16 protein-coding genes and 1 pseudogene are annotated in these 18720 nt (G+C 66.6%); 10 read left to right on the top strand and 7 right to left on the bottom strand.

Annotated elements, in window-relative coordinates; genetic code table 11:
- Positions 1-30: 30 nt before the first annotated feature.
- The 3 genes from BOX37_RS13795 (at position 31) to BOX37_RS13785 (ending at position 5845) form a co-directional block, all read left to right on the top strand.
- Positions 31-2082: a hydantoinase/oxoprolinase family protein gene (locus BOX37_RS13795; protein WP_071928000.1), complete on the top strand. Its 2052-nt coding sequence runs from the start codon at positions 31-33 to the stop codon at positions 2080-2082.
- Positions 2083-2118: 36 nt separating this feature from the next.
- The gene (locus tag BOX37_RS13790) at positions 2119-4128 is read left to right on the top strand and encodes a hydantoinase B/oxoprolinase family protein (RefSeq protein ID WP_071927999.1); all 2010 of its coding nucleotides are present in this window, start codon (positions 2119-2121) and stop codon (positions 4126-4128) included.
- A 109-nt stretch (positions 4129-4237) separates the two neighbouring features.
- Positions 4238-5845: a purine-cytosine permease family protein gene (locus BOX37_RS13785; protein ID WP_071927998.1), complete on the top strand. Its 1608-nt coding sequence runs from the start codon at positions 4238-4240 to the stop codon at positions 5843-5845.
- 57 nt (positions 5846-5902) lie between these two features.
- Here BOX37_RS13785 and BOX37_RS13780 read toward each other — a convergent pair whose 3' ends face one another.
- The 7 genes and pseudogenes from BOX37_RS13780 to BOX37_RS36130 form a co-directional block, all read right to left on the bottom strand.
- Positions 5903-6565 carry a helix-turn-helix domain-containing protein gene (locus BOX37_RS13780; protein WP_071927997.1) on the bottom strand — a complete coding sequence of 221 codons (663 nt, stop codon included), beginning with the start codon at positions 6563-6565 and terminating at the stop codon, positions 5903-5905.
- A gap of 105 nt (positions 6566-6670) precedes the next feature.
- Entirely contained in the window at positions 6671-8023 is a 1353-nt protein-coding gene (locus tag BOX37_RS13775; RefSeq protein WP_071927996.1) for an ammonium transporter, read from the bottom strand.
- 121 nt (positions 8024-8144) lie between these two features.
- A complete protein-coding gene (locus tag BOX37_RS13770) occupies positions 8145-9143 on the bottom strand; it encodes a heme-dependent oxidative N-demethylase family protein (protein ID WP_071927995.1) in 999 nt (332 codons plus the stop codon).
- Positions 9143-10096 (bottom strand): PDR/VanB family oxidoreductase, encoded by a 954-nt coding sequence (locus tag BOX37_RS13765; RefSeq protein WP_071927994.1) that lies wholly within the window; start codon positions 10094-10096, stop codon positions 9143-9145. The genes BOX37_RS13770 and BOX37_RS13765 overlap by 1 nt, the downstream gene beginning before the upstream one ends.
- Positions 10093-10602, bottom strand: coding sequence for a dimethylamine monooxygenase subunit DmmA family protein (locus tag BOX37_RS13760; RefSeq protein WP_156910393.1), 510 nt, complete (start codon positions 10600-10602; stop codon positions 10093-10095). Before BOX37_RS13760 ends, BOX37_RS13765 begins: the two co-directional genes overlap by 4 nt.
- Positions 10603-10616: 14 nt before the next feature.
- A complete protein-coding gene (locus BOX37_RS13755; RefSeq protein ID WP_071927992.1) occupies positions 10617-10994 on the bottom strand; it encodes a cupin domain-containing protein in 378 nt (125 codons plus the stop codon).
- 57 nt (positions 10995-11051) lie between these two features.
- Positions 11052-11099: pseudogene (locus BOX37_RS36130) on the bottom strand (Trm112 family protein); the annotation flags it as partial.
- 167 nt (positions 11100-11266) lie between these two features.
- Here BOX37_RS36130 and BOX37_RS13750 point away from each other — a divergent pair.
- From BOX37_RS13750 to BOX37_RS13720, 7 genes are all read left to right on the top strand, one after another.
- Complete coding sequence (locus BOX37_RS13750) at positions 11267-12457, top strand: NAD(P)/FAD-dependent oxidoreductase (RefSeq protein WP_071927991.1); 1191 nt, start codon at positions 11267-11269, stop codon at positions 12455-12457.
- A gap of 42 nt (positions 12458-12499) precedes the next feature.
- Positions 12500-13855: a type III glutamate--ammonia ligase gene (gene glnT, locus BOX37_RS13745; RefSeq protein WP_071927990.1), complete on the top strand. Its 1356-nt coding sequence runs from the start codon at positions 12500-12502 to the stop codon at positions 13853-13855.
- Between the two features lie 24 nt (positions 13856-13879).
- Positions 13880-14779 (top strand): class II glutamine amidotransferase, encoded by a 900-nt coding sequence (locus BOX37_RS13740; protein WP_071927989.1) that lies wholly within the window; start codon positions 13880-13882, stop codon positions 14777-14779.
- Positions 14776-15462: a GltB/FmdC/FwdC-like GXGXG domain-containing protein gene (locus BOX37_RS13735; RefSeq protein WP_420811597.1), complete on the top strand. Its 687-nt coding sequence runs from the start codon at positions 14776-14778 to the stop codon at positions 15460-15462. The genes BOX37_RS13740 and BOX37_RS13735 overlap by 4 nt, the downstream gene beginning before the upstream one ends.
- A gap of 20 nt (positions 15463-15482) precedes the next feature.
- On the top strand, positions 15483-16796 hold the full coding sequence (locus tag BOX37_RS13730) for an FMN-binding glutamate synthase family protein (protein ID WP_071927987.1): 1314 nt from the start codon (positions 15483-15485) through the stop codon (positions 16794-16796).
- A complete protein-coding gene (locus BOX37_RS13725) occupies positions 16793-18019 on the top strand; it encodes an allantoate amidohydrolase (protein WP_071927986.1) in 1227 nt (408 codons plus the stop codon). Before BOX37_RS13730 ends, BOX37_RS13725 begins: the two co-directional genes overlap by 4 nt.
- A gap of 270 nt (positions 18020-18289) precedes the next feature.
- On the top strand, positions 18290-18646 hold the full coding sequence (locus BOX37_RS13720) for a YncE family protein (protein ID WP_156910392.1): 357 nt from the start codon (positions 18290-18292) through the stop codon (positions 18644-18646).
- The last annotated feature ends 74 nt before the right edge of the window (positions 18647-18720 follow it).

The raw sequence follows: 18720 nt of genomic DNA, 5'->3' as shown, positions 1-18720 counted from the left end.
TGTTCGGCGAGAGCATCCGAGGAGGACACCATGACCGAGGCCATCAGCAGGCCCGCGAAGATTCGCACCGCAGTAGATATCGGCGGCACCTTCACCGACGTTTTCGTCCAGGGCGCGGACGGAAAGATCATCACCGCGAAATACCCCACCCAGTCCGACCCCATCGAAGGCGTCCTGGCCGGGATGAAACAGGCGGGCGTCGATTGGGCCGATGTGGAATTCTTCTCCCACGGCACCACCATCGCCACCAATGCGCTGATCACTCGTAAATTCCCCAAGATCGCGCTGGTGACCACCGAGGGATTCCGCGACGTGATCGAAATCCGGCGCGGCGACCGCGAATCCTGGGATCCGTATCAGGCCGTCGCGGAACCGTTCGTGCAGCGCAGGCATCGGCTCACGGTGCGCGAACGCATCGGCTACGACGGCAAGGTCCTCGAAACCCTCGACGAGAACCAGGCCCGCGATGTCGCGCGAATCCTGCGCCGACGCGACATCGAAACCGTCGCCATCTGTTTCGTCAACTCGTTCACCAACCCCGAGCACGAGGAGCGGATGGCCGAGATCCTCGCCGAGGAACTGCCCGGTGTCGCGATCACCACGTCGAGCGATGTGCTGCCGGAGATCTTCGAATACGAGCGGTTCTCCACCACCGTCGCCAACGCGGCACTGGTGCCGATCATCGGGCCGTATGCCCGCACGCTCGAAGCCCGGCTCGAGGAGAACGGCTACGCCAACGACGTGCTGCTGCTGCATTCCGGCGGCGGTGTGATGACCCCCAAGATGGCCGAGAAGTACGGTGCGCGCCTGGCCGCCTCTGGCATCGCCGCGGGTGCCATCGCCAGCAGGCACATCGCGCGCATGTGCGGTTTCGAGAACTCCATCGGTTTCGATATGGGCGGCACTTCCACCGATGTGTCGCTCACCGAGAACGGGATGCTCGGCACCACCAATACGTGGAGCGTCGAATTCGGCTACCCGATCTGCTTCCCGAGCATCGAGGTGCTCACCATCGGGGCCGGCGGCGGCTCCATCGCCTGGCTCGACGAGGCGGGCTCGCTGCACAACGGCCCGCAGTCCGCGGGCTCGGAACCCGGCCCGGCTTGCTACGGCGTCGCCGACAATCTGGCGACCAACACCGACGCCAACCTGGTACTCGGCACGGTCGGCACGAAGCTCGCGGGCGGGGTGAAGAAGCTCGACGAGTCGATGGCGCGGGCGGCGATCGAAAAGATCGCGACCCCACTGGGGTTGGACGTGGAGACGGCGGCGCAGTCGATCATCAAGGTCGCCAACGCGAATATGGCCGATGCGATCCGGCTGATCTCGATCCGCAAGGGGCACGACCCGCGCGACTTCGCGCTGGTCGGTTTCGGTGGCGCGGGCCCGCTGCACGCCGCGTACCTGGCCAAGGACCTCGGCATCCCGACCGTGATCATCCCCCCGCATCCCGGTGTCACCTCGGCGATGGGCTGCATGCTCGTCGACATCCAGCACGACCTGACCAAGATGTACCTCGCCGACGCGGCGGCAGCCGATCTGGGTCATCTGAACCGGTCGTTCCGCGACTTGGAGACCCAGGGTAGGCAGCGTCTCACCGCCGAGCACGTCGACGACGCCGACATGATGTTCGAGTACTACCTCGATATGCGCTACCTCGGGCAGTGGCGGGCCATCGCGGTGCCGGTGTCTGGCCCGCTGAGCAGCCTCGACGAGGTCATCGCGACGTTCCACGCGACGCACCTGAAGGAGCACAACTTCGCCGACGAGGCCGCGGGCGTGGAGATCTACCGGGTGCTGGTCCGGGCGATCGGGGTGACCCCGCGCAACGACGTGGTCCCCGCCGTCCCGATCGACCCGGCCGATTTCACCCCGGTGCCTGTCGAGGTCCGCGAGGTGCTGTTCCCCGACGAGTCGGCCCGGCTGCGGACCCCCATCTACCACCGCGGCGACCTGCCCGCCGGTGCCGTCCTGGTCGGACCGTGCATCGTCGACCAGCTCGATTCGACCACCGTGGTGCCGCCACACACGACCGCGCGGGCGGACGAATGGGGCAACCTCGTGCTCGAGCAGACCGCGTAATCCCTTATCTCCCTATCGAATTCATTGAGGTGAACCATGCCAACATCACTTGATCCGGTGACCTTCGAGGTACTCAAGAATGCCTTCATCAACACCGTCGACCAGATGGCTGAGCAGATCCTGCGGACCTGCTACTCCTTCGTCATCTATTCGCGCGACTTCTCCTCGGCCCTCTGCGACACCGAGGGCAACACGGTGATGCAGGGCACCGGCGACATCGCGGCCCACGTCGGCACACTGCACTACACCGCCAAGGCCGTCATCCGGCAGTTCGAGGGCGATATCCACCCCGGCGACGTTTTCATCATCAACGATGTTTACGAAGGCGGCAGCCACTTCAACGACACCCGCATCATCCGGCCGATCTATTACCACGGGGAGCTGCTCGGCTATGCGCAGGCCAACGGGCACTGGGCCGATGTGGGCGGCGCGACGCCGGGTTCGTTCAACGTCAAGGCACTCGACCACATGGGTGAGGGCCTGCGCATTCCGCCGACCCGGCTCTGGAGCAAGGACGAATTCCTCGAGGACGTCGCGTATCTGATCGCCAAGAACACCCGCAATCCGCGCGACATCATCGGCGACATGCAGGCCCAGGCCGAGGCCACCCGTGTCGCCGAACGCGAGATCCAGCGCCTGTGCGACAAATACGGCGTCGAGACCATCAAAACCGCAATGGCCGAGGTGCAGGACTACGTCGAGGAGCTGACCCGCGCGAAGATCTCGTCGCTGCCCGATGGTGTCTGGTACACCGAGGACTACATCGACCAGGACCCCGCGCTCGGCGAGGGCCTGATCCCGGTGACCATGAAGATGACGATTTCCGGCGACTCGGTGCACTACGACCTGAGCGAATCGCACGCGTCGATCTCGTCGATGCTCAACGCCGGGTTCGGCGGCTCGTTCGCCGGCATCGTCGCGGGCACGAAGATGCAGTTCCCGGATATCCCGCTCAACTCCGGCTTCTACCGCGTGGTCACCGCCGATCTCGGTCCGCTCGGTTCGGTGGTCAATGCCGACTGGCCCTCGCCGTGCGCCGGATTCTGTTCGGGACCGTTCGAGAAGATCATGAGCTCGGTCTTCGAGATCTGGTCCGACATCCAGCCCGATCGGGCGATGGCGTGCACGTTCAATCTCGAGTATCTGCTGGTCGGCGGGCGAGACGGGCGCGAATCCGGCAACCCGAATTTCATGTGGTACGACTGGATGATGGGCGGCTGGGGCGCCCGCAACGGCGCCGACGGCTACAACGCCTCCGCCGCGGTGTTCGGTGTCCAGTACGGCACCCAACCCTTCGAAGGCCAGGAACGCCTCGCACCGGTACTCACCTCCCGCCACGATCTGGTGCCCGATTCCGGTGGGCCGGGCAAGTTCCGAGGCGGCCTCGGCGCCGAGAAGGGCGGCAAGCTGTGGGCGAGCAACAACACGGTGATGTCGTACTGCTGCGACCGGGAACGCTCGGTGACCTGGGGCCTGTGGGGCGGGCTACCGTCCATCCCGCACGGCGTGTGGCTCAACAAGGGCACCGACCAACAGCAGTATCTCGGATCGATCTTCGCCGCGCTGCCGATCAAATCCGGTGACGAGTTCACCCGCCCCTCCGCCGGCGGCGGCGGGCTCGGCGACGCCCTGCAGCGCGACATCGACGCCGTGCTCGAGGATGTCATCGACGGGTACGTGACGATCGAGCGGGCCGAGAAGGACTACGGCGTCGTCATCCGCGAGGTCGACCCCGAAATCTTCGAGTACGCGGTCGATCTCGAGGCAACCGCCGCCGCGCGCGACTACATCCGCGCCAACCGGCACGCCTGGATGGCGAAGGACCCCGCCGAGGTGTCCACCGAGTATCAGACCGGGCTGATCAACGAGATGGACTGCGTCCGCCAGTATGGCGTGATCCTCGATTGGGGCAGCGGCGAGGTGCTGCCGAACACCACCGATCAGTTCCGGGCGATGCTGCGCCGCCGCACCATCGTGCACTGGACCGACGACCCGGCCATCCCCTACGTCTTGGGCACGCTGACCGCCGAACCCGCCGCGGTCTGAAACCTGTTGTCGCGGATGCCACGACGCGGTGGCATCCGCGGCACCCCCGCTCCCGACTCCCCGGCCGGCAACGGCGCCAGCACCCCCGCTCGAATCGAAGGAAGACTCGATGTCCGTTTCGCCGCCGCTGCGCACCAGCGACATACCCCCACTCGTCACGTCAACCACCGACGACCCCAAGGTCCTCGAACACGCTGCCGCCGAAGACTATTCGTTGCACATCGTCCCGCTGTCGTGGCGCAGCGGCAGACTGTCGATCTCGATGGCCTGGTTCGGTCTGATGAGCGCGATGTTCTGGGTGGTCGTCGGTAGCACCGTCACCCTCGCCGTCGGCACGATCGACACCTTGATCGGCATCGCCGCGTCGGCCGTCAGCTATGGCGTGATCAACTCCGTCGCCGCTCGCTACGCCGCCAAGACCGGCACCAGCGTCTCGCTGTTCTCTCGTGCCCTGTTCGGCAGGGCCGGTTCGGCTTTCGCGGCCGCGCTGTTCGGCATCACCATCACCTATTACGTGGTCGCCGAGGGCGCGATCGTCGCCGCCGCGCTGCACGCGTATCTGCCCGCGGTGCCGATCGCGGTGTGCGCGCTGATCGTCGTCCTCTACCAGGCGCCGCTGGCCATGCGCGGGGTGACAACCTGGCTCGACAAGATCAACGGATGGCTGCTGCCGCTGTATCTGCTCGGGCTGGTCGGCTCGGTGGCGTGGACCATCGCGGAGTACGGCTACTCCAACGACTGGCTGACCTATGAGCCCGCCGCTGCCGCCAGCTCTGGCGTCCCCGGCTGGTGGTTCGCCTACACGATCTACATGGGTGTGTGGGTCGTCACGATGATGGCCTGGGACTTCGCCCGCTTCGGTAAGCCCGCCGACGCGGTGTTCAACGGGCGGGTCACCTTCGGTACGCCGTTCTACGTGATGACGCTGTTCGTCAACGCTGTCGTCGGCATGTTCCTGGCGCACACCATCGAGATCGAGGGCCCGCTCAACGAGGAGTCGGCCATTCTCGGGATCATCGCGATGATGGGCTTCTGGGGTCTGCTGTGGGTGCTCATCAGTCAGACCCGGGTCAATACCGGCAACTTCTATCTGGCCTCGACCAACCTGCAGAACTTTTTCGTACGAGCACTGAAGATCACGCTCCCCCGGGTGTTCTGGCTGGGTGTGGTCGCGGTGGTCGTCTACGTCATGATGCTCACGAATGTCCTGACCTGGATCCTGCAGGCACTGAGCTACCAGGGCGTGATCATCGTCAGCTGGGTGGCGATCGCGATGACCCACATCGCCCTGACGTCACGCAGCGGTTCGGCGCTGGGCACCGCGGAGTTCCGGCCCGGCCGGGTGCCAGCGGTCAACCCCGCGGGAATGACCGCCTGGTCGGTCTCGTCGGCTGTCGGCATCGCTCTGGTCGCCTTCGGTGGCGCGTCGGGCACGGTGTGGGCACCACCGGTGAGCTGCGTACTCGCCGCAGCCATCTACGCTGTCGCGCTCCGTATCTCGAAGCCCGGCTGGTTCGTCCTCGACCGTCCGCACGACCCGCGCACCGAGGTCGAGGATCCCTGGGAAACACGCGTGCGGTGCCATCGTTGCGAGGATTCCTACATCGCCTATGAAATGGACCGTGACCCGTCCGCGGACCACCAGGCCATCTGCTTGGCCTGCGCGTCGAATACGCCCAGTTTCCTCCGGGCCGCCGAAGCCGAAGCAGGCTCGTAGTCTCCACGACATCCGATCGCCCCCGTCGCACCCTGCGACGGGGGCGATCGACGTCGATCAGGACTCGTGGTTGTCCGGGTAGGCGGTGACCGCGAGGAACTTGATCGGGAGCCTGACCAGATCGTTCGGGCCGTGAATGCCCTCGCCGTCGAGCAGCAGCGAATCGCCTGGTCGCAGAGTGTATTCAGCGTCGCCGTGTCCGTAGACCATCACGCCCTCGAGCATGTAGAGCAGTTCAGTGCCCGCGTGCTGGAAGCGCGGAAAGATCTCGCTGGCGTTGGTGAGGGTGACGAGGACGGGTTCGAGGCGCTTGTGTTGGCCACGCAATGCCCCGAGTAGTTCGTAGTGGTGACCGACGCGGGTTCCGCGGCCGACGATCACCGCGCCGTGCCCTGATTCGACATACACCGCTTCGCGCTCGGTGTCGGCGCCTCGGAACAGCGAGGTGACGGGGACGTCGAGGCCAGCGGCCAGGCGCGCGAGAGTCGAGAGACTGCACGAAGTCTGGGCGTTCTCGATCTTCGACAGCATCGCCTTGGAGATGCCGACCTTGTCGGCCATGTCGCCCACCGACAGCCCGGCGGCCTTGCGCAGCGCGCGCACCTGCCGGGCGATCGCCTCCTCGAGATCGTTGCCGGTGGGCGCGGTCCCGGTGACCTCACGCTGGACGGGAGCGGGGTCGCCGGTGTCGCGAACTTCCTGGACCAGTCGGGCTGTCATAGCGTCGATCATAGCCGACCGAAGTTTCCTCTGAGGAAACCCTTGCGCACGCCGAACGCCCCCTCTCGGTGATGGACCGAAAGGGGGCGGGCGCGAGGTCGCGGGTCAGCGGACGGGCGCCTCCACCGCATCGGTGGTGATCGCCTCGGCGGCTTCGACCGCCTCGGCTTCCGCGACGGGAACCGACGCGACGGGAATCGTCTCCATCGCGTACGCGGACTCGCCGTGGACGGCCACGTCCAGACCCTCGGCCTCCTTCTCGTGATGCACGCGCAGACCCATGGTCTTGTCGAGCGCCTTCGCGATCAGCCAGGTGACGATGAAGCTGTACGCGAGCACCGCCACCACCGCGACCGTCTGCCGCCACAGCAGGTCGACCCCGCCGCCGTAGAGCAGCCCCGCCACCCCGTTGGGTGCCTTGGGATCGGCGATGAAGCCGATGAGCAGCGTGCCGAGAATGCCGCCGACCATGTGGATTCCGACCACGTCGAGCGAGTCGTCGTAGCCGAGCCGGAACTTGATCGAGACCGCGAGGCAGCACAGCGCACCCGCGGCACCGCCGATAAGCAGCGCGCCCATCGGCGAGACGGCCCCGCAAGCCGGGGTGATGCCGACCAGCGCGGAGATCAGGCCGGAACTGGCGCCCAACGACGTGGCATGACCCTCGCGCAGCTTCTCGACCAGCAGCCACGCGCAGATACCCGCGCACGCGGCAGCCAGCGTGTTCAGTACGACGACCGCGGCGCTGTTGCCGGCCGAGAGCGCGGACCCGCCGTTGAAGCCGAACCAGCCGAACAGCAGGATGCCCGCGCCGAGCATGGTCAACGGAAGACTGTGCGGTCGTGGCGGATTCGCGAAGTTCCCACGCTTGCCGAGCACGAGCACCAGGGCCAGGGCCGCGACACCGGCGTTGACGTGGACCGCGGTGCCACCGGCGAAGTCGACAGCGGCGAGCTTGTTGGCGATCCAGCCGCCAGTGATCGATCCGTCTGCGGAGTCGAACGCGAAAACCCAATGGGCGACAGGGAAATACACCAGCGTGGCCCATACCCCGGCGAAGACCATCCAGGCGCCGAACTTCATCCGGTCGGCGACGGCGCCGGAGATCAGCGCGACGGTGATGGCGGCGAACAGCAACTGGAACCCGGCGACGAGCGCGGGCGGGAGCGCGGGAACCTCCGGCGCTGTCAGCATCGACGCGAGACCGAGCGCCTCGAGTGGATCACCGAGCAGCCCGGCCCCGCCGAGCGAATTGCCCAGCACGGCAGAGTAACCGAACAGCACCCACAGGATGCCGACAACGGCGAAGGCGCCGAATGTCATCATCGCCATGTTGAGCGTGTTCTTCGCGCTCACCATGCCGCCGTAGAACATGGCCAGGCCGGGAACCATCAAGCTCACCGCGGCGAAGGCGGCGAGAATCCAGGCGGTATCCGCCGCGACTATTGCTTCTTCCATTGTTGTCTACCTCAGAGGGTCATGCGGCAGGAGTCTGCCATTGAGAATCTCGGTCCACCAGTAGTGGACCATCCCGTTGGTTTCGAGAGGTCGACCTACGGTGACGTCCTTGTTAAGTGCTTCATGGCGTCACACCACCGAAGGTGGCGAGCCAGCGCAGCGCCGGGCCACGAGTGCGCTCGAGTCCCTTGTACTCGGTCATGTCGTGGGGCAGGTCCTCGAGCACCCGGTACAGCCGGTCGGCCCAGGCGTCGACCGTCGCGATCGCCGCGAACGGCAGCAGGTAGGTACGGATCAGGAACATCACCGCACCCGAGTGCGGCAGCCGGATCAGGTGCTGCACTTCGGTTCTCAGGAACAGGCGGTCGCCCACTTCGTCGAGTGGACCCTCGGCGAGGGTGCGGCGGTCGCGGCCCCACTCGCGGTAGGTCTCGGTGGCGGTGTCGAGTTTGCCGTCGACCGTCAGCGACCAGTTGGTGCGCCGGAAGCTCTGGCCGGGCTCGAGCCGCATCAAGAACTCGTGCGCCCTGGTGATGACCTTCTCGCTGTGCACGCGCGGCACCGGCCCGTGGATCTGCAGGAAGCTCATCCCGATGTCGAATCCGAACGACCAATTGGCCGCGAAGGTGACAACACCCGCGTCACCCCAGAGTTGGCCTGCCCGCTGATCGAGCAACACAACATCTTCTTGGATCTGGCCGCAGATGTAGTCCAGTGGGGCGGTGGGCAAGGTGGCCGGGTCGCCGAAGGTGAAGGTATCGTCGATGCCGAGCAGGTCGTTGCGCCACCGAAACGTGTTGTCATCCGGAGATATTCGATCCAGACGCATCGTTGCCGGGTAGTCGGCGGCCAGCTCGCGCATCAGCGTCAGCATGGCGTCCCAGCACGCGGGCACCATGTGTGGCAGGCACTGCGATCGGGAGGGATCCGCGGCGAGGATGCGCGCGCGTTCGTCGAGTTCGCTGCGATAGCGACGGTCGATGTCGACGCGGCGGTCACCCCACCCGCCCGCGGCCGAAGCGTTGCGCCGACCGGTCGGTTCGAGGTTGGTGCTGTATCGGTACTGGTCGCGCGGGAACGGAAATGGGTAGTTCTCGATGTCGGCGTTGCGGTAGATCATCACAGTTCCAGTTCCACTCGGTCGCCGACGGCGCGGGACACGCACGGCATCATCGCGTCGCCCGCGGCTCGCTCGTCGTCGGTGAGATAGGTGTCGCGGTGATCGATCCCGCCGCCGCGGACGGTGAGTTTGCATTCGCCACACACGCCCTGCCTGCACAAGTTGGGCACCGCGATGCCGCGGGCCAGCAGCGCTTCGAGCAGCGAAGTCTCGGCGCCGACGGGAACCAGCGCGCCGCTGCGTCCGAGGCGTGCGGCGAACGGCGCACCGCCCGCCGCGGCGGCGGAGGCGAACGGCTCCGCGTGCAGACGTTGCCGGTGCCAGCCCGCGTCGAGCGCGGCCGAGGTCACCGCCTCGATCAGTCCTTCGGGTCCACACACGTACAGGTGCGCACCCAGCGGAACGTCGAACAGGCGAGCTTTCATGTGCGCCAACAGTTCCGGCCCGCTCCGCAGGATCGTCAGCCGGTCGCGCGCCAGCGCGCGCAGGTCCTCGGCATGGGCGTCGGCGCCCGGGCGGTGGACGTAGACCACCTCAAAGGAGCGCTGCCACATGACCGCCGCGCGAACATGCGAGACGATCGGCGTGACACCGATCCCGCCGGCGACCAACACGTGATGACGGGCATCGGCCACTGGGGCGAAGGCACTGCGCGGCCGCGAGGCGACCACATCGTCGCCGACCCGCAACGAGTGCACCCACGCCGACCCGCCACGACCCGCACGGTCGTGACGTACCGAGATGGAGTAGTGCCGGGGTTCGACCATCGGACCGGTCAGCGAGTAGGAGTTCCGTTCACCGTCAGCCCAGCCGACCGCCAGATGGCTACCGGGCGCGAAGGACGGCAGCACCCCATCGCCCGCGAGCCCCAGGGTCACTTCGCGAATCCCTTCGCACAGCGTCCGCAGCCCGGTGACCCGCAGCGGCAACTCGTTCGGCCCCGCGGTCGTCATGACAGGTTCTCCGCATCGGCGCTGTACCCGAGGTAGGCGTGGCGGCGGCGGGAGAAGTGGTAGTAGACAACCAATTCGACGCCGCACCCACCGCAGGTCATCGTCTCGTCGATCCTCGCTCCGGTAGCCGTCGTCGAGCGGCAGTGCGCGCAGAACACCTCGCGCGTTCCCGCATCGAATCCGTCGTCGGCACCGAGGACGACGGTGATCAACTCCTCGTCGATCGCACCGGCAGCCACGATGCGGGCACGAATCCGAGCGACTCCCGCGCCGTCGCCGACGACGAGGAAGCGCCACCCCGTCCGCGCCGAGGCGAGCGCCGCATCCACATCCACGACCCGCGTATCGACCACCGTGCTCGGCGCCGGAATCCGCGCACGATGTGTCGCGACATCGGCAAGCGCCCGCACATCGGTGACAAAGACGAGGTAACACGGTGTGCGCGAATCGAACTCGACACTTCCCACCGACCGTGCCGACCACCGCGGCACGCTGGTGTTCGCCATCGACACCGCCATGACTACGGCGCGAACGAACGGTGACCGACGAAGAAGGCCAGCGCCCGGTCGGGGGTCATGAACCGGATGCGAGATCCCTTCGGGAAGAAGATCGCATCCTTCGGCCCGGCCGTCTCCACCTGCCCGGTGTCGAGATTCTCCAACCGGAACTCCCCTTCGAGGACGACCTTCATCTCGTCGTAGGCGTAGTGGTAGTCCAGCGGCGCATCGGTACTGCGCAGCTCGAAGTACCCGGCCGACATCTCCGAGCCGTTCGGGTTCGAGTAGACGTCGTCGATGTAGCCCTGCGTACCGGGGTACTCAGCGGTCGGCATCTGCGGCAGGTTCTGCCAGAACTCGGTGGTCACCCGGAACGGGGCGACGGATTCGGTAGCGGTCATCGGAACTCTCCTCGACTCGGCTGGACAAGCAGCTTGTCCAGCCGCTGTGGTGAAACTTCAACTATTGATAGGAAACCATTGACCGCATTTCCTGCATGTTAATTCTCATGAATGAGCACCTACCCACAGGAAACGTCGTCACCAGAACCATCAACCACCCTCGGCGACATCCGCGATTGACGGGGGCGTAACACGGTGGACATCCAGGAGCTGTTTCATTACATACAACACCGAATCGCAACAGGAAACATTCAGGAGAATCGGGAACCACTGTGAAGGAAACAGCCGAGTACGTCATCGTGGGTGGCGGACTGGAGGGGCTCGCCATCGCCTGGTCACTGGCCGATCGTGGCGAGACCGATGTCCTCGTGCTCGAGCGCGACACGCTCTGCTCCGGCATGACGGGCAAGTCCAGCGGCGTGGTCCGGTGCCACTACGGCAACCCGTCGCTGGCCGCGATGGCCTGGTACGGCATCGACATCTTCAGCCGAGCGGGCGAGATCTTCGGCGACGACATGGCCTTCCGACAGTGCGGATATGTCGTCGGCGTGGCCGAGAACAATCTCGCGCCGCTGCGAGCCAATGTCGCCATGATGCGCGGGCTCGGCATCGACGTCGACGTCATCGGTCATGACAAGATGGCCGAACTGTGGCCGGGGCTGCACCTGGATGACTTCGCGGCTTTCGCCTATGAACCGCTGGGCGGGCGTGGTGAGGCTTACATGTCGGGGATGGCTTTCGCCGCCTCGGCACGCAGGCTCGGAGTCAGAATTCGTCAATCCACCGCGGTCGCGGAACTTCTTGCCGACGACACCGGCACGGTCTACGGCGTGCGGCTCGCCGACGGCGCCGAGATCCACGCCGGAACAGTGATTCTGGCCGCCGGTCCGTGGACACCGGCGCTAACCGCCGGCGTCGGTGTCGAGGTCGACGTCAAAGCCCAACGCGCCCAACTCGTGCTGGTCGACCAGGGCGAACCGACGCCGGAAGTGCCGGTGCTGTCGGACCTGTCGGGACTGCAATACCTCTGCCGCGAACCCAACGGTGAACTGCTGGTCGGCAATTCGGATCACCAGACACCGGAGTACATCGATCCCGACAACTTCGTCAACCGCGCCGACGAGGCCACCTTCGAGAAGACCATCGTCACACTCGACAAGCGCCTGCCCGACATGCCCGACCCGCGCATCACCAGCTCCTACGTGGGCGCCTACGACGTCACCCCCGACTACAACCCGATCATCGGCCCCGCGCCCGTAGCCGGGTTGTTCCTGGCGACCGGGTTCTCCGGCCACGGATTCAAGATCTCCCCCGCGGTCGGCGAACTGGTCGCCGACCTGCTCACCACCGGAACAACCACGCTGCCCGACGTCGATCCCCGCGACTTCCGGTACAGCCGATTCGCCGAGAACGACCTATTGCTCAGCCCCCATCCCTACGAAGGCGCGGGCGAGATGCGATGAACCGGCCCACCACCTTTCGATCATCCCCACCAGGAGCCCGACATGGCCATCGATACTGCCGAAGCCTTCACCCCGATCGCCTCGGACACCCAGCCGACGCTGACCGAACTGGTCCACAGCACCGGCACCACCTTCATCCTCGCCCTGTTCGTCACCCTGTCGGGCAAACCGTGCGCGAAACTCGTTCCCGCGCAGGCGGTCGGGCAACTCGAGAAGGACGGTGTCGGATTCGCCGGTTTCGCCGCGGGCGGCATGGGGCAGCAGCCCAAGGATCCCGACCTCGTCGCGATGCCCGACGCGTCCTCGTTCACCCCGATTCCGTTCATCCGCCCCGGCCTCGCGCTGGTGCACTGCGACCCGCACGTCGAGGGCGAGCCGTGGCCGTACTCGCCGCGGATCATCCTGCGCGAGACGTTGCGCCGCGCTGCCGATCTCGGGTTCACCGTCAATGTCGGCGCCGAGATCGAGTACTTTCTGGTCAACCGTGGCACCTCGGGTGAACTCGTCACCGCCGATGCGTCCGATCGGAGCTCTCAGCCCTGCTACGACGCTCGCGACGTGACCCGCATGTACGACCATCTCACCGAGATCTCCACCGCGATGAACGCGCTCGGGTGGGGGAACTACGCCAACGATCACGAGGACGGAAACGGTCAGTTCGAACAGAACTTCGACTACGCCGATGCCATGACCACCGCCGATCGCGTGATCACCGCGCGGTATCTGCTGTCGGTGGTCGCGGAGAAGCGGGGCATGCGGGCGACTTTCATGCCCAAGCCGTTCGCCGACCGCACCGGATCCGGCATGCACATGCACCTGTCGCTGTGGCGCGAGGACGGCGCGGCCTTCCCCGATCCCGCGGACGAAAAGGGTCTCGGATTGTCGTCCACCGCATACGGTTTCATCGCCGGAATCCTCGATCACGCCTGTGCCCTGCAAGCCGTGATCGCCCCGACGGTCAACTCCTACAAGCGCACCGGTGCCACCACCACGAGCAGCGGCGCCACCTGGTCGCCGCGCTTCGCGACCTACGGCGGCAACGACCGCACCCACTATCTGCGGGTGCCCGACTGCCATCGCGTCGAACTGCGAGGCGGCGACGGCTCGGCCAATCCGTACCTCGCGGCCGCGGCCGCCATCGCCGCCGGTCTCGACGGGGTGCAGCGGGCCCTCGACCCCGGCGCACCCGGCAGCGGCGACAGCAAGAGCGACAGTCTGCCGATGACGTTGCTGCACGCCATGGACGCACTCGACCGCGATCCCGTCCTCACCGGAGCACTCGATATCGCCGGGCCAGGGGTCGCCGAGTACTTCGCGCGACTCAAACGCGAGGAATTCTTCGCCTGGCACAACACGGTCACCCCCTGGGAGATCGACCAGTACCTGACCGCCTTCTGACCGACCACGAAAGAGGAGCACACCATGTGTGGAATCGTGGGTTTGCACCTGCGTGACCGGACGCTGTATCCCGAGCTGGGAGCACTGCTCAGCGGCATGCTCGACCAGATGTGCGACCGGGGACCCGATTCGGCGGGCATGGCCATCTACGGCGACCCGATCTGGTCGCCCGAGGGGCACGCGACGATATCGCTACTCGAAACACCACTCCCGAGAGCCGACCTGGCGGCCGCGCTCACCAGCCGACTCGGCGTCGAGGCCACCGCGTTCGACCTCGCTCCCACCGCGGTGGCGCACGCGCCGGTCACCGCCGAACAGCTCCACGATGCCGTCCGCGCGATCGCACCGACCGCCCGGGTGATCGGCTTCGGCACCGACGTCACCGTCCTCAAGGGAATGGGCAACCCCACCGCGCTCGCCCACCGGTTCGGGCTGCCGAACGCATCCGGGTGGCAGGGTGTCGCCCACACCCGGATGGCCACCGAGTCGGCCGTCACCGCCGAGGGCTCGCACCCGTTCTCCGTCGGACCCGACCAGTGCCTCGTCCACAACGGCTCGTTCTCCAACCACATGAGCGTCAAGCACACCCTCGAACGCGAAGGCATCGTGTTCGACAGCGAGAACGACACCGAGGTCGGCGCGCGTTTCGTCGCCGGACAACTGGCTGGCGGCGTCGATCTGGAGAAGGCGCTGCTGATGCTGAACGAAACGTTCGACGGTTTCTACACGCTGCTGGTGTCGAACAAGGACTCCTTCGCTGTGGTCCGCGACGCGATCTCGTGCAAGCCGGCCGTGATCGCCGAGACCGACCGCTGGGTGGCGATGGCCTCCGAATACCGCGCCCTGGCAGACCTGCCCGGCATCGACTCCGCCCGAATCTTCGAGCCCGAACCGGAAGAGGTCTACGTATGGCATCGGCAATGACCGACACCGCCACCACCTTCGATCTGCGCACGACCACGGTACGCAGCACCAACAAGGCACTGCAGGCGGCCGGCGCGCCCGCCCGCTCGGTGATCACCGCACCGCGCGGCGCGCACGCCCTGGCCTGTGGGCTCGACAGCGACATCGACGTCACCATCGACGGTCATGTCGGCTACTACTGCGCGGGCATGAACCAGCACGCGACGGTCACCGTCGCGGGCAATGCGGGCGTCGGGGTGGCCGAGAACATGATGTCGGGCACGGTCCGCGTCCAAGGCGATGCCTCGCAGTCCGCTGGTGCCACCGCGCATGGCGGTCTGCTCGTGATCGAGGGCAATGCCGCCGCGCGCTGCGGCATTTCGATGAAGGGCGTCGACATCGTCGTTGGCGGCGATATCGGCCATATGAGCGCCTTCATGGGCCAGGCCGGTCGACTCGTCGTCTGCGGGGATGCCGGTGAAGCACTGGGTGATTCGCTCTACGAGGCGCGCATCTACGTGCGGGGCACCGTCGCGTCACTGGGTGCGGACTGCATCAAGAAGGAGATGGCAGCCGAGCATCTCGCCGAGCTCACCGAATTGCTGGCCGCCGCCGGGATCGATGCCGACCCCACCGATTTCACCCGCTACGGCTCGGCCAGGCAGCTCTACAACTTCCACGTCGACAACGCCGCGACGTACTGACCTCGCCAGGAGACGATCCCATGACCTTCAACCCGCCCCTGCGCGAATCGGCGACCTTCGACCGCGGCGTGATCGCCGAGATCCAGCGCGCCGCCGAGACCGGCATCTACGACATCCGTGGTTGGGGCGCCAAACGCAAGCTCCCCCACTTCGACGACCTGCTCTTCCTCGGCGCGTCGATGTCGCGGTATCCCCTGGAGGGCTATCGCGAACGCTGCGGCAGCGACGTGGTGCTCGGCGATCGCCACGCCGAATTCCCACTACACCTCGACATTCCGATCACCATCGCCGGAATGAGCTTCGGCGCGCTGTCCGGGCAGGCCAAGGAAGCCCTCGGCCGGGGCGCCAGCGAAGTCGGCACCTCCACGACCACCGGCGACGGCGGGATGACCCCCGAAGAGCGTGGTCAGTCGAAACACCTGGTGTATCAGTATCTCCCGTCCCGCTACGGGATGAACCCCGATGACCTACGCAAGGCCGACGCCATCGAAATCGTGCTCGGACAGGGTGCCAAGCCCGGTGGCGGCGGCATGCTGCTCGGCCAGAAGATCACCGAGCGGGTCGCCGGCATGCGCACACTGCCCCTCGGCGTCGATCAGCGCAGTGCCTGCCGCCACCCCGACTGGACCGGGCCCGACGACCTCGCCATCAAGATCATCGAACTGCGCGAGATCACCAACTGGGAAAAGCCCATCTATGTGAAGGTCGGCGCGACCCGCACGTATTACGACGTCAAGCTGGCGGTGAAAGCAGGCGCCGACGTGGTGGTCGTCGACGGGATGCAAGGCGGCACCGCCGCAACCCAGGACGTGTTCATCGAACACGTCGGGATCCCCACCCTGGCCGCCATCCCCCAGGCGGTGCAGGCGTTGCAGGAGATGGGTCTGCACCGCAAGGTGCAGTTGATCGTCTCCGGTGGCATCCGCAGCGGCGCCGACGTGGCCAAGGCCATGGCACTGGGTGCCGACGCGGTCGCCATCGGCACCGCGGCCCTGATCGCGTTGGGTGACAACAGCCCTCGCTTCGCCGAGCAGTACCGCGAACTCGGCTCCGACGCGGGCTTCTACGACGACTTCCAGGCCGGTCGCGACCCCGCGGGGATCACCACCCAGGACCCTGAGCTCGCCAGGAACCTCGACCCCGTCGAAGGCGGCCGCCGACTGGCGAACTATCTGCGGGTGCTCACCATGGAGGCGCAGACCCTCGCCCGCGCGTGCGGCAAGTCCCACCTGCGCAACCTCGAACCGGAGGATCTGGTGGCGTTGACGATCGAGGCCTCGGCCATGGCGCGCGTCCCGCTGGCGGGCACGACCTGGATCCCCGGCCGGTCATGACAGACACCTTCGACGCCATGTGGGCGTCCATCCTCGACGTCGGCCGCGAGCCGTCGACCGGCGGCTACCGGCGCTTCGCCTGGAACGACGCGGACATGACGCTACGCGAATGGTTTACCGACGAGGCGAACCGGCGCTCGATGACCGTCGAGGAGGACCGCAACGGCAACCTCTGGGCCTGGTGGCTGCCTGCCGGGTGGACCGGCGAGCCGCGTGACGCCTTCGTCACCGGTTCCCACCTGGACTCGGTGCCCGACGGCGGGGCGTTCGACGGGCCGCTCGGTGTGGTCTCGGCCTTCGCCGCCGTCGATGTCGTACGGGCGCGTGGCATCGTGCCGACCCGTCCGGTCGCCGTGACCGCGTTCACCGACGAGGAAGGCGCGCGCTTCGGAGTTGCCTGTATCGGTTCACAATTGACCTGCGGTGCCCTGAACCCCGAACGGGCACTGCGCCTTCGCGACGCCGACGGAATCACCCTCGCCGAGGCGCTCACCGGCGCGGGTCGCGATCCCGCCCACCTCGGCGCCGATCCCGCGCTCACCGAACGCGTCGGCGTCTACGTCGAACTGCATGTCGAACAGGGGCGCGCGCTCGATCTCATCGATGCGCCCCTCGCGGTGGCGTCGTCGATCTGGCCGCACGGTCGATGGCTGTTCACGTTCACTGGCGAGGCCAATCACGCGGGCGCGACCCGGCTCGTCGACCGGCGGGATCCCATGCTCACCTTCGCCTCGTCGGTCCACACCGCGCGGGCAGCCGCCGCGCTGCACGATGCGGTCGCCACGTTCGGCAAGGTGCGGGTACTTCCCAACGGCGCCAACGCGATTCCCTCTGAGATCAAAGCCTGGCTCGACGCCCGCGCCGCCGACGAAGCGACGCTGACCGAACTCGTCGACCACATCACCCGCGAGATCCACGGGCATGCCGCGGCCGACCGGATCGGCTTGCGGTCGGAGGCGGAATCGATCACGCCGATCGTCGAATTCCCTTCCGACACCCGTGAGCGGCTGCAATCAGCGCTCGGCCACCTCGGCGAGATCCCGGTACTGCCGACGGCGGCCGGGCACGACGCCGGAATCCTGTCGGCCAAAGTTCCTACCGCCATGCTGTTCGTCCGTAATCCCACGGGAGTCTCGCACTCCCCCGTCGAATACGCAGAGCCCGCCGACTGCCACACCGGTGTCGACGCGCTGGCCGATGTCATGGCCGAGTGGGTGTCCTGAGATCGTCGCTCGCCAGGTCATCTCGGGCGGCGGCACATCCAGTTGACGACACTCATGAGGTCGGGCCGAAGGTCGGGGTCGTCGGGCCGCGCGCGCCGCCGTGCAAACGCCCGGGCGGCTGGCTGTCACCGAGGTCGCGCCACCGCGACTGTCAGCATGGCGCCGGACGTAGCACGCGCGCACCAACCGCACCGAAGCATGCGCAGGGCGGTAGTCGGCGCAGTGTTGGCGGCGCTACTCGTGGGTGCGACAGCGATCGGGGTCGCCGCGATGAGCAGTGAGAAGCCAAGTAGCCCAAGTATTTCCACCGAGACAGCAGCACCTCTGAATCCGCCCGGCACGATCCTGGCGACCATCGCGACCGGGGCAGGCGCGAAGAGCGTCGTGATCGATCCCGCCGGCTTCGCCTACGTCTCGAACGGAACCGACGGTTCGGTTGCCGTGCTCGATACGAACAAGCGGGTCTTGCTCACGACGACGAATATCGAAGCGGGGCCGATCGGGGCTGGCAGTCGATACGTCGACACAGTCGGTGTATGTGGCGAACGCGCGGAGCGCCGCACTGTCGGTCATCGACACCGGCAGTCGGGCTGTTCGCGGACGCCGAACTCGACATCATCGCATTGACAGCTGTCGTCGATCCAGCCGCAAATACCGTGTACTCGACAACACACGGCAATGGCGACAAGATCTTCGCGGGC

Source organism: Nocardia mangyaensis, assembly GCF_001886715.1.
Classification (GTDB): Bacteria; Actinomycetota; Actinomycetes; order Mycobacteriales; family Mycobacteriaceae; genus Nocardia; species Nocardia mangyaensis.
The sequence above is the reverse complement of the archived record's forward strand: the minus strand, read 5'-3'. Positions and strand labels throughout refer to the sequence as shown.

Bases quoted from the DNA above. Each gene is read 5' to 3' on its own strand.
- BOX37_RS13795 (WP_071928000.1), top strand. From the start codon at position 31: ATGACCGAGGCCATCAGCAGGCCCGCGAAGATTCGCACCGCAGTAGAT.
- BOX37_RS13790 (WP_071927999.1), top strand. From the start codon at position 2,119: ATGCCAACATCACTTGATCCGGTGACCTTCGAGGTACTCAAGAATGCC.
- BOX37_RS13785 (WP_071927998.1), top strand. From the start codon at position 4,238: ATGTCCGTTTCGCCGCCGCTGCGCACCAGCGACATACCCCCACTCGTC.
- BOX37_RS13780 (WP_071927997.1), bottom strand. From the start codon at position 6,565: ATGACAGCCCGACTGGTCCAGGAAGTTCGCGACACCGGCGACCCCGCT.
- BOX37_RS13775 (WP_071927996.1), bottom strand. From the start codon at position 8,023: ATGGAAGAAGCAATAGTCGCGGCGGATACCGCCTGGATTCTCGCCGCC.
- BOX37_RS13770 (WP_071927995.1), bottom strand. From the start codon at position 9,143: ATGATCTACCGCAACGCCGACATCGAGAACTACCCATTTCCGTTCCCG.
- BOX37_RS13765 (WP_071927994.1), bottom strand. From the start codon at position 10,096: ATGACGACCGCGGGGCCGAACGAGTTGCCGCTGCGGGTCACCGGGCTG.
- BOX37_RS13760 (WP_156910393.1), bottom strand. From the start codon at position 10,602: ATGGCGAACACCAGCGTGCCGCGGTGGTCGGCACGGTCGGTGGGAAGT.
- BOX37_RS13755 (WP_071927992.1), bottom strand. From the start codon at position 10,994: ATGACCGCTACCGAATCCGTCGCCCCGTTCCGGGTGACCACCGAGTTC.
- glnT (WP_071927990.1), top strand. From the start codon at position 12,500: ATGGCCATCGATACTGCCGAAGCCTTCACCCCGATCGCCTCGGACACC.
- BOX37_RS13740 (WP_071927989.1), top strand. From the start codon at position 13,880: ATGTGTGGAATCGTGGGTTTGCACCTGCGTGACCGGACGCTGTATCCC.
- BOX37_RS13735 (WP_420811597.1), top strand. From the start codon at position 14,776: ATGACCGACACCGCCACCACCTTCGATCTGCGCACGACCACGGTACGC.
- BOX37_RS13730 (WP_071927987.1), top strand. From the start codon at position 15,483: ATGACCTTCAACCCGCCCCTGCGCGAATCGGCGACCTTCGACCGCGGC.
- BOX37_RS13725 (WP_071927986.1), top strand. From the start codon at position 16,793: ATGACAGACACCTTCGACGCCATGTGGGCGTCCATCCTCGACGTCGGC.
- BOX37_RS13720 (WP_156910392.1), top strand. From the start codon at position 18,290: ATGAGCAGTGAGAAGCCAAGTAGCCCAAGTATTTCCACCGAGACAGCA.